Source organism: Nocardia mangyaensis (assembly GCF_001886715.1).
Taxonomy (GTDB): domain Bacteria; phylum Actinomycetota; class Actinomycetes; order Mycobacteriales; family Mycobacteriaceae; genus Nocardia; species Nocardia mangyaensis.
Genome location: NZ_CP018082.1, coordinates 3958067 through 3970454 on the forward strand (window position 1 = coordinate 3958067; position 12388 = coordinate 3970454).

The following is a 12388-nucleotide window of genomic DNA, read 5'->3' on the forward strand; positions in this document are numbered from 1 at the left end:
GCACGAAAGAGACGCCATGAACGCCACCCCGCACGGCATCGCCGCCCACCGCTTGCGCGCCTGCCATCCCGATCACCGTGTCGAGAGCTACCTGGAGCGCCGGTGGTGGTCGACGCTGACCGTGCTCGATCTGCTCGACGGCCATGTCCGCGACCGCGGCGACGCCTGCGCGGTGACCGATCCGACGAACCTGCCCGAGTTGTGCGGGATCGACCCCGAGGCGCTGACCTGGCGGGAACTGGACGCCCGCGTCGACGACCTCGCCGCCCAGTTGCGCGAATCGGGTATCGGTCCCGGCGATGTCGTCGCCGTGCTGATGCCCAACTCCATCGCCTTGACCGCGACCTACTTCGCGCTGTGGCGCCTCGGCGCGATCGCGGCTCCCATGCCCGCCTCGTACCGACGGCACGAGCTGACCCGGATCGTCGAATCCGCCTCGGCCGTCGCGGTTGTCACCGTCAACAACCTCGGTGACCGGGTGCCGTCCGAGGAAGCGCTCAGCCTGATCGGCGAGCTGCCCTCGCTGCGCACCGTGTTCACCTTCGGCCTCCCCGTGCCGAACGGAGGCAGGCCACTGGACGCGGCTCCCGCCACCGCGGAATCGCTCGAGGCCGCGCGTCGTGCTCACGCGGCCCTACCCAGATCGGTGAACGACTGCATCACCATCTGCTGGACCAGCGGAACCGAGGCCGCGCCCAAAGGCGTGCCGCGCTGCCACGGTGACTGGATCGCGGTCGGGCAGGCGGTTCAGGACGGTCTGGAGACAGACCCCGCCTCGGTCATGCTCAACCCGTTCCCGATGGTCAACATGGCCGGATTCGCGACCTCGCTGCTGCCGTGGCTGCTGGGCGGCGGCCACTTGGTGCTGCATCACCCGCTCGACATGGCCGTGTATCTCGATCAGCTCCAGCGCTATCGGGTCACCCACACGAGCATGCCGCCCGCGATCCTCACCATGCTGCTGCAGCGCGAGGACCTGCGCGCCGCGCACGACCTTTCGGCGCTGCGCCGGGTGGGCTCGGGCGGCGCTCCGCTGCCCCCGGGTGTCGTGCGTGACTGGCAGTACTCCCTCGGCGTCGAGGTGCTCAACTTCTTCGGGTCGAACGAAGGCGTGTGTCTGCTCGGCGCACCGTCGGACACACCGGACCCGATGATCCGGGCCGAGTACCTGCCGAACTACGGCGCCCCGGACAGGTCATGGGTCACCGAGGTCGCTGAGCGTACTTCGGTGCGCCTGGTGGATCTCGCTACCGGTGAGCAGGTCACCGAGGTCGGTGGGCGCGGCGAACTCCGCCTGCAGGGCCCGACGATCTTCGCCGGCTACCTTGCGGGAACCGCCGCGTCGAGCCCGTTCGACGACGACGGATACCTCTGCAGCGGTGACATCTTCGAGCTGTGCGGCGACAACGGCGAGTACCTGAGGTTCGTCGACCGCAGCAAGGAGATCATCATCCGGGGTGGGATGAACATCGCCCCGGCCGAGATCGAGGGAATCCTGATCGACCATCCCGCGGTCGCCGACGTGGCCGTCGTCGGTTACCCCGACGACGTGCTCGGCGAGAAGTGCTGCGCGGTCGTGGTTCCCGCGACCGCGGCGGGGGTCGAGCTCGAGGACCTGGTGGACTTCCTGCGGGCGAAGGAGGTGGCGTCGTTCAAGCTGCCGGAGCGGATCGTCACGGTCGACGAGTTGCCCCGGAACCCGATCGGCAAGCTGCAACGGCGCGACATCCGCAGCGCGATCGGGAAGGTCGGCTGACATGGGATCACCGGTCGAGGACCGCGCGGCGGTGGGCAGTCCACGCGCGACGCCGACCGGGACGGCCCGGTCCCTTGTCGAGGAGCTGAACGCGATGCTGGACGGGCGGTTTCCCGGCTTGGTCGGCCTGCGCATCCGCGCGGCCGCCGCCGCGGCGGTCACCGGCGAACTGCCCGTTCGCGAGGCGCTGCTGGCACCGAACGGGTACCTGCACGCGGCCACCGTCGTGGCGTTGGCCGACACGGTGTGCGGTGTCGGCGCGCGGCTGGCGCTTCCCGCCGAAGCGTCCGGATTCACGACGCTCGAGCTCAAGACCAACTATCTCGGCACCGCCCGGTCGGGGACGGTCACCGTAGACGCGGCGCTCGTCCACGGCGGGCGGCGGACCCAGGTGTGGGACGCCACCGTCCGCGACGACGCGGGCCGGGCGATCGCGCTCTTCCGCTGCACCCAGCTGGTGCTCTACCCCACAGCGCCACAGCACCGAACCGACACCGAAACGGAGCAGGAATGACGTCCACTCAGCCCCACGCGAACGGCGACCCCATCGCCGTCGCCCGCCCGGTCGAGGCCACCGACAATCCGTACACCCTCGGCGTGTTCGCGCCCGTCCACGACGAACTCACCCTCGACGATCTCACCGTCATCGGTGAGATCCCCGCCGACCTCAACGGCGTGTATCTCCGCAACGGCCCGAACCGGCAGTTCGAGGCGCCGGGCCGCTATCACATGTTCGACGGCGACGGCATGATTCACGCCGCGCACTTCGAGAACGGGAAGGTGCGGTACCGCAATCGGTATGTGCGGACCAAGGCCTTCGTCGAGGAGTCCGATGCGGGCCGCGCCCTGTGGACCGGTCTCATGGAGAACCCCGAGGGCAATCCGTGGGGCAATGGGCACGGTCTCGGGATCAAGGACTCCGCCAACACCGACGTCATCTATCACCGTGGTCAGGTTCTGGCGACCTGGTACCTCTGCGGAACGCCCTACGGCGTCGACCCGCTCTCGCTGGAAACCCTCGGCGCGCAAGACTTCCTGGGCACCCTCGCGGGTGACATGATGGCGCACCCGAAGGTCGACGAGGCCACCGGCGAGCTGATCTGGTTCGACTACGGCCCCGACCAGGACTTCCTGCGCTACGGCATCATCGGCGCCGATGGTCGTCAGACGCACCTCACCCAGATCGACCTGCCGGGTCCGCGACTGCCGCACGACATGGGAATCACCGACAACTACTCGATCCTGATGGACCTGCCGCTGGTGCAGGACCACGATGCGCGCCGGGCGGGCAAGTACCGGATCTTCTACGACCAGGAGCTGCCCGCTCGATTCGCGGTCGTTCCCCGGCACGGGCAGGGCAGCGAGGTGCGCTGGTTCGAGGTGAAGCCCTGCTACATCTACCACGTCGTCAACGCGTGGGAAGCGGGCGAGGAGATCGTCATGGATGTGTGCCGGGTGAAGAACCCCCAGCACCAGACGACGTTCGCGTCGCCGCTGTCGAACATGCTCGCGTACATGCGACTCGACGCGCAGCTCTACCGGTACCGCTTCAACCTGCGCACCGGCACCACCGCCGAGGCTGAGCTCGACAACGCCAATATCGAGTTCCCCAGCGTGGATTCGCGGGTCATGGGCCGCTCCCACCGGTACTCGTACAGTATGAGCCTCGGCAACGAACCGACCCTGCTGTTCGACGGTCTCGTGCGCTTCGATTCGCAGACCGGCGCCAAGGAAGAGCACAAATTCGGTTCCGGACGCTGGGGTTCGGAGGCGCCCTTCGCGCCGCGCGATGGATCGACCGGCGAGACCGACGGCTACCTGGTCTGCTTCGTCAACGACGAGGCCGAGGACCGGGGCGAGATCAACATCTTCGACGCCGAGGACGTCGCGGCGGGACCGATCGCGCGGGTGCTGTTGCCGCGCCGGGTGCCCTCCGGCTTCCACGCCACCTGGGTCCGCGCCGACCAGCTGGCCGAGGCTCGCGGGTAGGCGTCAGAGCCCTCGGTCCGCATCGGCGAGCCGGGGGTGATCCGGAAGTCTCCTGAGCGAGGCGGGCGAAACCCGCTCCGCCCAGGAGACTTTCGTCGTTTCCGGCTAGGCGGTCGTCCGGGTGCCCCGGGTGACGACCGTGGACACCGCGGTCGTGAACGATCCACCGATGTTGACGGTGAGGGCGCGCCGGGCGTTGTCGACCTGGTGGTCCCCCGCCCGGCCGGTGACCTGGCGAGTCGCGTCGAGCACCATGCGGACGCCGGTGGCGCCGACCGGATGCCCGTGCGACATCAGCCCACCGCTGGGGTTCACCGGCAGCCGCCCGCCGAGTTCGATCGAGCCGTCCATCACCGCCTCGCCACCCTTGCCCGGATCGGCCAGCCCGATGTGCTCGAGCGTGACCAGCCCGTTGATGGTGAAGCAGTCGTGGATCTCGGCGACATCGAGATCGACGACCCCCGAGATCCCGGCCCGTCGGTAGGCGTCCTCGACGGCTCCGCGCAGGTGCGGGAAGAGATGGTCCTGCTCGGCGCTCTGGGTGAGTTTGTCCGCGAGCAACAAGGTCGCGGTGCGGTGGCCGAACCCGGCGATCGTCGCCTCCCGGTCCAGATCGGCTCCGGTCCGCCGGGCCCACGCCTGCGCGAACTCCGGGCCGGCCAGCACCACGGCGGCGGCCCCGTCGGTGATGCGCCCGCAGTCGGTTTTGCGGAGCGTCCCCTCCACGACGGGATTCACCTCGTCGTTCTCGTCGAAGGAGCCCGCGGGGAAGTCCCAGTCCCGGGTCTGCGCGAGACCGTTGCGGGACCCGTTGCCGAACGCGATCTCGGCGAATCGACCGAGATGTGCGTGGTCGAGGCCGTAGCGCCGCTCGTACTCCCGCGCGATCTCGGCGAAGAGCGCGGGCCATGGATACTTCACATTCAGCGCCTCGCGCCCCGCCCACGCCGCGGTCCCCAGATATTCGGCGGCCGTCTGCGCGGACACATTGCGCATCAGCTCGGCACCGACCACCAGCGCGAGGTCATATCGGCCCGACTCGATGTCCGCGCACGCGGCGAGGACCGCGGTGCTGCCCGAGGCGCACGCCGCTTCGTGCCGTGTGCTCGGCCGTCCGTCGAGTCCCGGCACCGCCGCGACCACCATGCCGCCGAGCTGGGCCTGGCCCGCGAAGAGTTCACCGGCGAGGTTGCTCACGTGGACGACGTCGACCTCGTGGTCATCGACTCGTGCGTCGGCCAGGGCGGCGGGCACGGTCTCGGCGAACATGTCGACCAGGCCGAGCCGCTCTTTCGACCAGTTCCTGGCGAAGTCGGTCTGGGCGCCGCCGAGAACGTACACGGGGTTCGTCATCTGTTCCTCCTTGTTGTCGCACCTCAGGCTAATCCCGACCAGTCATCACTACAAGATCAAGAGTCACTCTTCGGCGCTGGAATCCGTCCAATGAATCAACCAGAAGAGCATCTATCCAAGGTAACCCCCATCGGTGACCCCATCATCTGCAATCCAAGACTTTGGTATCACTACTCGATACGAAGTTACTGAAATCGCGCTGCGCGTCGCACACTGCGGCGGGACTGGATCCGACCCCGTTTGCGATGATGGACCCATGCCCACAGTCCCGCCCCGAGCCGCGGCGCCACCGGCCCCTCCGGCATCGTCCGCGCTGGGGCACGCCCTGCTCATCGCGGGCGACAGATGGAATCTGCAGATCGTGCGAGCCGTCTTCGACGGCACCGGGCGTTTCGCGCAACTGCGTGACGAGTTGGGGATCTCCGACGCCGTTCTGTCGCATCGTCTGGGCCGGCTGATCGACGACGGAATCCTCGACGCGCATCCGTACTCGACCTCGCCGCCACGCAATGAGTACCGCCTCACCGATCTCGGCGGCGATCTGTGGCCGGCCTTCGTCGCACTGTGGAATTGGGACCGCCACTGGGCATTCGACCGACCGACCACCCACCTTCGTCACCTCACCTGCGGGCACGTCATCACCCCGGTGTTCGGTTGCGGTGGTTGTCAGGCGATCGGAGTGACCGCCCGCGACGTACGGACCGATGTCGACGCGCCGCTCCTCGTCGACGTCGCCGACCGCCGCTCCCGGCGCACGGCGAAGGACGACGCGCCAGGACTGGACTCGAGCAGCGTGCTCGCCGATCGGTGGTCCACCTTCCTGCTGGCCGCCGCGCTCGAGGGCAATCGCCGCTTCGGCGACTTCCGGGACCGACTCGGATCGATCTCGCCGGTCACCCTGACCGACCGTCTCGCGTACTTCGTCGACAACGGAATGCTGGTCCGCACACCGATCGTCGACGGCGCGCGCCGGCAGGAGTATCGCACCACCCCCAAGAGCCTCGACTTCTTTCCCGTGTTCGCCGCACTGAACACCTGGGCGGCACGGCGCCTGTCCGAGGACGGGCGATCCGGCCTGACCATCGTGCACAGCGCGGGCGAGCACCTGCTCGAACCCCGATACACCTGCAACGCCTGCAATGCCGTGTTGCATCGCGCCGACACCGAATTCCGGCAGCCGACACCACCCGTTCGCCTCCGCACAGCGCGTGGGTGAGATTCCGCCGAGCCGGGATCATCTCGGTCCGGCGCAGATATCGGATTGTCCGAAGCTTCGGCCGTAGGGAGCGTCGAGGACGTACCCCTCACCCGGATGAGATGTCGGTTGCACGGCGATCGCCATGCTGTTGGGCATGCCGATCGGCGGGGCTGGACGACTCTTGGTACCGCCGTTGTCTAGGTGAGCGTTGGAGCCTTTGTTCGCAGGGCGTCGGGGATGGCGGCGAAGGCTTCGTGCAGGCGGGTGATGAGCGCGGATCGGCCGCCGGCGCCGTCGGCGGCGACCCAGCCACGCCCGGCGATGCTCCAGGCCGTAGTGGTCAGCTCGGCGAGTATGCGGGGGCGTAGATCGCCGGGGGTAAGGGCGAGTTTGTCCGAAAGGTGTTCTGTCACTTCGATTTCCACACCAGATCGGGCGTAGTCGATGTAGCCGAGCAGGCTGGGGGCGGTCAGGATCAGGTTGCGTGTGGCGATGTAGCGCTCATCCCAGTCGTCGGGAAGCGCGGTTGCCGCGTCGGTGAGGATGTCGCGCAACGCGGTGAGGATCGGCCCGGCGAGCTCACTCGCGGCGAGGGCTTGGAGATAGCCGGTCCAGAGCTCGGTCTCGGCCTCGACGGCCACCGCCTCCTTGGTGGGGAATGCCCGGAAGAACGTGCTGCGCGAAACCTCTGCCGCCTCGACCAGTTCCTCCACGGTGGTGGCGGCGAAACCTTTCTCGGTGAACAGCGCAAGGGCTGCGTCTGCGAGGGCGCGGCGGGTGCGGATCCGCTTGCGTTCCCGCAGCGGCAGGGCGCGGTCGTCTGAAGGCATGCCGAGATCCTAACGGCCGAAGAACCTCGGACCCAAAAGATACTCAGTCCACAATGGGACTAGCGCACGTATGACACTTAGTGTCAGAATTGGCCACGTGCACCGAGCACGACCGAACGAGGAGATCGCAATGAGCGCCCCCACCGCACCAACCACTCTGACCCCCTCGATAGTCGGCCAGGCCGAGAAGCATCACACCGCGGTGCTGACCCGAGCGCTGGTCGGCACCACCCTGAATGAGCAGCAGTGGATCGTGCTGAATCAAACTCTCGACGCCGGCGAGCCGGTCGAGCCGAGTGCCCACATCGCCCGGATCGCCGCAATGACCCAGTGGGCTCGCACCGAGGTCGAGACCGCCGCGAACGCACTGCTCGCCAGTGCCCTGCTGACCACCACACCCCACGGACTGCTCGAGCCCACCGACACCGGCAAGGCCGTGGTGCGCAAGGTCCGCACCGAATCCGGCGCGATCGTGGCCGCCGCTTACGGCGCGGTACCCACCGAAGATCTGGTCACCGCAGCTCGCGTCCTGGTCGCCATCACCGCCCGCATGGCCCAGGAATTGGCCCACGCCTGAACCGAATTCAGCACGGCCCATCACTTTCGCGAGCACGGGCCGTTGGCACACGAGCACCGTTGCGGGGTTCGTCCTCCACACAGAAGAGGTTTCACGAAATGAACAGTAGAACTACCGTTGTCGGCGTAGCGGTCTCTGCCATCGGTGCGGCATTGCTGCTTACGGGTTGCGGTGGAACGACCGCCGAGGCCGGACCGTCCGCGAGCAGCACCGTCGCCCCCGCGGCCACGACCCCATCAGCCCCGGCTCCCGGCACCTTGACTCCCTCGATCATCGGCCAAGCTGAAAAGCACCACGCCGCAGTGCTGGCACGCGCACTGACCGGCACCACTGTGGATGAGAAGCAGTGGATCGTACTGAATCAGGCCACTGGCGAGCCGGTCGAGCGGGCCGCTCACATCCACCGGATCGTCGGATTGACCCAGTGGGCCCCCGCCGAGGTCGAAACTGCCCTGAATGCACTACTCGACAAGGGCCTACTGGCGAACACACCCCACGGCCGACTCGAGCCCACCACCGCAGGCACGGCCGTAGTGGGCAAGGTCCGCACCGAATCCGGCGCGATCGTGGCCGCCGCCTACAGCGCTGTCGCACCCGAAGACCTGGCCGTCGCGGCTCGAGTCCTGGCCACCATCACCACCCGCATGGCCGAGGAATTGGCCCACGGCTGAAGGCCACAGCGTCGAGATCTATCCGGTCGACGATGATCTTGTGACGGCCGATGATCATGCCCGTCAGAGTCACCTGCTCAGCGACCCATCGAGGAGTGCACACCAACAAGTCGAAGGACTCCTCACCCCTCATCCCTTGCGGCCCCGCCAGGAAGCGAATCGCGATAGCGTCGCGGTGCTTCACAATCCCTGTTCGAAGATCGGCGTCTGGGCTCTCGATTGCCCTCAACTCCGCTTTCATGATTCGGTCTCCTCGCTGCTCCGGCCGCTCGAGGCATGGTGTCCTGACGGCTCCTTCACCGAGCTCTCACGCACCGAGTCCGCCCTCCAGGCCATGTCCCCGCGCACAGCAGTAGCGCGCGGGCTGGCAGAGTTGGCGTCCCAGCAGGCACAGCAAGCCGGGTGGGCCGCGTTCGATGCCGGTTTCAACGATGCTGCTCACCGGCTCTTCGCCTACGGCAAGCAGGCGGCGAGAGAAGCCGGCGACCGGGCGCTCGAAGCGAACGCGCTCGTGCACATCGCCTACGCAACCAACGATCGCGATGCTGCTGATGTCGCCGACGCCGCGTGCGACGCGCTCGGAACCAGCGCACCCCCGAAAGCGGTGGCGCTTCTGGAATCGCGGCGAGCCTGGTCACGCGCGCGCGACGGCGCGGCACGCGCGCTTGACATGGCCAGGGACGCGCTCCAGAGCGCCACCGGTTCGGACCCGGAATCCAGCTGGTATTCATGGATCGACCACAACGAACTCGACATCATGACAGGCCGAGTGTGGTCGGTGCTCCGCGAACCCGGAAGGGCCACGCCACCATTGGTGCGAGCCCTCGACGGCTACCCCGCGCACTGGGCTCGCGACCGAGCTCTCTACCTGTCGTGGCTGGCCGACGCGTGCCTCGACGCGGGCGATCCCGCGATCGCCACCGCCGACACCGCTTTGGACCTCGCAACCACCGTCGCGTCAGCACGGCCACTGATCCGAATCCGCGAGGTCGCGCAACGGTGCGTCGGCATGGGCGTCGCGGCCGGGACCGAACTCCTCACCCGTACCACAGCGGCACGGGCGCCTATTCCTGCGGCCCTGTAGGGCTTTCGACCCACTGTGCGTATTTCTCGGTTGTCCACGGCACCGGTGTCGCGCTGATCTCAGGCCCGCTCCACGGATGCAGCTCCGCGATGCGCTCGGCGAGCCGGTCGCGACCGGCTGCGCCGACGACGCTTTCCGCGATCGAGTGCGCGTCGTGTTCGGTCGGCAACGTCGTGGTCATAGCCCACACGCGAGATTCGGAATTCATGACATCGAGGCTAGCGACCTTGACTCGGCCAATCAGTTCGACTTCGCCTTGGTGGTCATGCTCGAGCATGCTCGGGCTGCGGATCTTCGAAGCCTGCAACCCCGACATCGCCGACATCGGGGAAGAACACCGACACCGAGTTCTGCGTGTGGTCGGTAAAGGCTCCAAGATCGTGCCGATCCCGCCACGAACTCAGCCACATTGGGCATGGTCCACAGGGGCAGGTCGTTCTGGCTGTGACCGGCGACAACGACTGTGTCGGGATGTCCTGTGGAAGGCGCGTCGGGTATACCGTCCCGCGATATGGGATGGAGGCATCGATGGTTGCAGCCGTTGGTCGCGCTTGCCGCCACGGCGGCCGCCGGTGTGGTGTCGATCGCCCCGGTGGCTGCGATGCCGCCGGTTGCTGCGGGTGAGCTCCTCGCCGAGGTCGCAATGCGTGCCGACCAACTGGTGGCGGGCGCGTCGCGGGGCTGGTTCGTGAGCTACCGCACCAACGATGAACACGACCGACCAGCTGTATCGAACGGTCAGGTGTACCTCCCGCAGGGAACCCCGCCCGCCGGTGGCTGGCCGGTCGTGTCGTGGGGCTATGGCACCGCCGGGGTCGGCGACGGCTGTGCCGCGTCGCAGCGGATGCAAGCCGACCAGCCACCGACTCTGGCAGTGGCGCTGTCCCAGCCGATGATCAGCGGTTTCCTCTCCAGCGGCTACGCGGTCGTCGCCACCGACTACATAGGCTTGGGCACCGACGGCTCCCACCACTACCTCTCGGCGAAGGCTGAAGCCCATGCAGTCACCGATATCGTGCGAGCAGCCCGCGCAACGGGTGAGGCGGTGTCACGGAACTGGCTCAGCGCAGGTCACTCCCAGGGTGGGCACGCGGCGCTGATGGCGAACCACCTCGCCGAGGCTTATGCCCCGGAGTTGGACCTGCACGGCACTGTCGCCATCGCACCCGCGTCGAACGCCGAACACGCTCTCAGTTTGCTGGGACCGTCGGTGCCCAATCCAGGTGGGCAACTCGACGGTATGTCCTCGTTGCTGACCTACATTCTCTACGGGCTGCGCGCGTCTCGGCCCGACCTCGACGTCGACAGCTATCTGACCCGCTACGGCCGTGAGATCGTCGACAACGCCGAGTCCTTGTGTTCCAGTGAGCTTCGTGAAAGTCTCACCGGCACAGGCCCGGGCACGTTGCTGGCGAAGCCAGTATTCGGTTCTCGGCTGGCTTCGGCACTGACCGAGTACATGCAGATCCCTACCTCGGGGTGGGCTCATCCGGTGTGGATCGTGCACGGAACCGCTGACCGGGTTGTTCCTCTGGCCTCGAGTGTCGCGTTGGCCGCGCAACTGCGTGGAGGAGGAGCCGACGTGGACTTGATCTCTTTTCCCGGAACCGGCCATTTCGATGTCATCGAGGTCGCGTTGAGACCCGCTCAGGAGCAGGCCCGGACTCTGCTGCCGCCCCGACCTTGACGGCTGCGACCAATCGCACTCAATTGCCGATGACAGCGTTGCTCTCAATCGGCATCGGTCACGTAGAAGAACGCATTCGGCCTACGAATTTCGTGCGGCATGTCTTCATCCGGCCAGTCCTGTTCGGCACCGAAGTCGAGATGCCCGATCCCCACGCCCACAATCACACGCCACATTCGCGGCTGCAGTTTGCCGATCACCCGACATGGAAGGCTGTACGGCACTTCGGACAGGTGGACTACGTAACGCATTGCAATCAGGTCTCTCTCGCGGGCACGCCTGCCACAAACTCTACCGCCAACGTGCTCCCACGCATCCGCTCATGCCGCGACTCGCGCGGTCGTCCGGCGTGACCGAGGCTCGGACCAACGCACGATCGTGCCTATGATCGCGCCTGCTGTAGGGCTGGCGCGAGTACCTCGACGACATCGGCCAAGCCGACGAGTCGGGAACCTTCGAGCATGGACAGCCGTAGGCCCGGCGCAATCAACGGCCAGAGATCAGGGCGCAGCGGGTGGAGTCGAACCATCGCCTCTTCGCCGAGTCCGAGTGTCCTGGTCGTTTCCAGTGTCAAAGGGGCGTCGTGACTATTTGGATGGATGTCTGATGGGCACGCCCAGTGCGCTCGATAGCCGGAGTGGATCGGGGTGTGACGACCACCTTGTTCTGTGGTCAGGAGCCGCAACCGTGCACGGATGTATCCGCGGGCGGGTTCAGTTGCGGTCCAGTGGTCGTGCCCGTTGCCATGAACCATGATGGATATTCTGCCGTCCGCCACTGATTGCGTGCATCCGGTAGTGCCGCGACCCGCGCGACCCAGAGAGCCGCGGTACCAGCCGCGAACGCGCTCAACTGCCGATGTGCGCGCGCCTGTGGTGGTCCGGGATACGCGGCTAAGGCAGTGTGAGCGCCCGATACACACCGACTACAGTTGCCGCTCCGATGATTTCGCCACGGTCGATCATCTGTACAGCCTCATCATGGGGCACCCACCGAATTGCCTCGGCCGCATTGATGTCCGGGCGTGTGTCCGTGAGGTCGGCACCGCGAGCGAGATACACCTCCTGCGGCTGGTCAAGAGTGCCGATCGCGGGGTACCGGTTCTCGTCAAGCACGCGTTCACCGAGGATTGCCCACTGAGTATCGCTCATACCGCTGACGGTAGTGGAATGCATTGGCGGAACAATTGCCGAGTTCGGCGGCTTCGTCGGCCCTCGCCAGGCGTTATGGGACGGAGAGCATA

At 67.0% G+C, this 12388-nt stretch carries 14 protein-coding genes; 8 read left to right on the forward strand and 6 right to left on the reverse strand.

Annotated elements, in window-relative coordinates; all coding sequences use genetic code 11:
• The first annotated feature begins 16 nt into the window (after window positions 1-16).
• From BOX37_RS17815 to BOX37_RS17825, 3 genes are read left to right on the forward strand one after another with little or no spacing between them, the layout of a single operon-like run.
• Entirely contained in the window at window positions 17-1756 is a 1740-nt protein-coding gene (locus tag BOX37_RS17815; RefSeq protein ID WP_084759787.1) for a class I adenylate-forming enzyme family protein, read from the forward strand.
• A gap of 1 nt (window position 1757) precedes the next feature.
• Window positions 1758-2270 carry a PaaI family thioesterase gene (locus BOX37_RS17820; RefSeq protein WP_084759789.1) on the forward strand — a complete coding sequence of 171 codons (513 nt, stop codon included), beginning with the start codon at window positions 1758-1760 and terminating at the stop codon, window positions 2268-2270.
• A complete protein-coding gene (locus BOX37_RS17825) occupies window positions 2267-3745 on the forward strand; it encodes a carotenoid oxygenase family protein (protein WP_071928644.1) in 1479 nt (492 codons plus the stop codon). The genes BOX37_RS17820 and BOX37_RS17825 overlap by 4 nt, the downstream gene beginning before the upstream one ends.
• 105 nt (window positions 3746-3850) lie before the next feature.
• Here the strand turns inward: BOX37_RS17825 and BOX37_RS17830 are convergent, their stop codons facing one another.
• Window positions 3851-5098 (reverse strand): acetyl-CoA acetyltransferase, encoded by a 1248-nt coding sequence (locus tag BOX37_RS17830; RefSeq protein ID WP_071928645.1) that lies wholly within the window; start codon window positions 5096-5098, stop codon window positions 3851-3853.
• A gap of 256 nt (window positions 5099-5354) precedes the next feature.
• Here BOX37_RS17830 and BOX37_RS17835 point away from each other — a divergent pair, with 256 nt between their 5' ends.
• The gene (locus tag BOX37_RS17835) at window positions 5355-6314 is read left to right on the forward strand and encodes a winged helix-turn-helix transcriptional regulator (protein WP_084759791.1); all 960 of its coding nucleotides are present in this window, start codon (window positions 5355-5357) and stop codon (window positions 6312-6314) included.
• A gap of 179 nt (window positions 6315-6493) precedes the next feature.
• Here BOX37_RS17835 and BOX37_RS17840 read toward each other — a convergent pair whose 3' ends face one another.
• Entirely contained in the window at window positions 6494-7126 is a 633-nt protein-coding gene (locus BOX37_RS17840; RefSeq protein WP_071928646.1) for a TetR/AcrR family transcriptional regulator, read from the reverse strand.
• A gap of 130 nt (window positions 7127-7256) precedes the next feature.
• Here BOX37_RS17840 and BOX37_RS17845 point away from each other — a divergent pair, with 130 nt between their 5' ends.
• Window positions 7257-7703 (forward strand): hypothetical protein, encoded by a 447-nt coding sequence (locus BOX37_RS17845; protein ID WP_071928647.1) that lies wholly within the window; start codon window positions 7257-7259, stop codon window positions 7701-7703.
• A gap of 98 nt (window positions 7704-7801) precedes the next feature.
• The gene (locus BOX37_RS34095) at window positions 7802-8374 is read left to right on the forward strand and encodes a hypothetical protein (protein ID WP_156910445.1); all 573 of its coding nucleotides are present in this window, start codon (window positions 7802-7804) and stop codon (window positions 8372-8374) included.
• On the opposite strand, the gene BOX37_RS36175 is transcribed toward BOX37_RS34095, so the two are convergent.
• The gene (locus tag BOX37_RS36175; RefSeq protein WP_071928649.1) at window positions 8337-8615 is read right to left on the reverse strand and encodes an Imm8 family immunity protein; all 279 of its coding nucleotides are present in this window, start codon (window positions 8613-8615) and stop codon (window positions 8337-8339) included. The genes BOX37_RS34095 and BOX37_RS36175 overlap by 38 nt on opposite strands.
• Window positions 8616-8708: 93 nt before the next feature.
• Here BOX37_RS36175 and BOX37_RS17860 point away from each other — a divergent pair, with 93 nt between their 5' ends.
• Window positions 8709-9458 (forward strand): NsdA family TPR-like regulatory protein, encoded by a 750-nt coding sequence (locus BOX37_RS17860; RefSeq protein WP_071928650.1) that lies wholly within the window; start codon window positions 8709-8711, stop codon window positions 9456-9458.
• On the opposite strand, the gene cutA is transcribed toward BOX37_RS17860, so the two are convergent.
• Window positions 9439-9783 (reverse strand): divalent cation tolerance protein CutA, encoded by a 345-nt coding sequence (gene cutA, locus BOX37_RS17865; RefSeq protein WP_071928651.1) that lies wholly within the window; start codon window positions 9781-9783, stop codon window positions 9439-9441. The genes BOX37_RS17860 and cutA overlap by 20 nt on opposite strands.
• Before the next feature lie 207 nt (window positions 9784-9990).
• Here cutA and BOX37_RS17870 point away from each other — a divergent pair, with 207 nt between their 5' ends.
• Complete coding sequence (locus BOX37_RS17870; protein ID WP_167659959.1) at window positions 9991-11145, forward strand: lipase family protein; 1155 nt, start codon at window positions 9991-9993, stop codon at window positions 11143-11145.
• A 44-nt stretch (window positions 11146-11189) separates the two neighbouring features.
• On the opposite strand, the gene BOX37_RS34100 is transcribed toward BOX37_RS17870, so the two are convergent.
• Entirely contained in the window at window positions 11190-11345 is a 156-nt protein-coding gene (locus BOX37_RS34100) for a hypothetical protein (protein WP_156910446.1), read from the reverse strand.
• 693 nt (window positions 11346-12038) lie between these two features.
• Entirely contained in the window at window positions 12039-12296 is a 258-nt protein-coding gene (locus tag BOX37_RS17875; RefSeq protein WP_206045678.1) for an NUDIX hydrolase, read from the reverse strand.
• Window positions 12297-12388: the final 92 nt, after the last annotated feature.

Bases quoted from the DNA above. Each gene is read 5' to 3' on its own strand.
- BOX37_RS17815 (WP_084759787.1), top strand. From the start codon at position 17: ATGAACGCCACCCCGCACGGCATCGCCGCCCACCGCTTGCGCGCCTGC.
- BOX37_RS17820 (WP_084759789.1), top strand. From the start codon at position 1,758: ATGGGATCACCGGTCGAGGACCGCGCGGCGGTGGGCAGTCCACGCGCG.
- BOX37_RS17825 (WP_071928644.1), top strand. From the start codon at position 2,267: ATGACGTCCACTCAGCCCCACGCGAACGGCGACCCCATCGCCGTCGCC.
- BOX37_RS17830 (WP_071928645.1), bottom strand. From the start codon at position 5,098: ATGACGAACCCCGTGTACGTTCTCGGCGGCGCCCAGACCGACTTCGCC.
- BOX37_RS17835 (WP_084759791.1), top strand. From the start codon at position 5,355: ATGCCCACAGTCCCGCCCCGAGCCGCGGCGCCACCGGCCCCTCCGGCA.
- BOX37_RS17840 (WP_071928646.1), bottom strand. From the start codon at position 7,126: ATGCCTTCAGACGACCGCGCCCTGCCGCTGCGGGAACGCAAGCGGATC.
- BOX37_RS17845 (WP_071928647.1), top strand. From the start codon at position 7,257: ATGAGCGCCCCCACCGCACCAACCACTCTGACCCCCTCGATAGTCGGC.
- BOX37_RS34095 (WP_156910445.1), top strand. From the start codon at position 7,802: ATGAACAGTAGAACTACCGTTGTCGGCGTAGCGGTCTCTGCCATCGGT.
- BOX37_RS36175 (WP_071928649.1), bottom strand. From the start codon at position 8,615: ATGAAAGCGGAGTTGAGGGCAATCGAGAGCCCAGACGCCGATCTTCGA.
- BOX37_RS17860 (WP_071928650.1), top strand. From the start codon at position 8,709: ATGTCCCCGCGCACAGCAGTAGCGCGCGGGCTGGCAGAGTTGGCGTCC.
- cutA (WP_071928651.1), bottom strand. From the start codon at position 9,783: ATGTCGGCGATGTCGGGGTTGCAGGCTTCGAAGATCCGCAGCCCGAGC.
- BOX37_RS17875 (WP_206045678.1), bottom strand. From the start codon at position 12,296: ATGAGCGATACTCAGTGGGCAATCCTCGGTGAACGCGTGCTTGACGAG.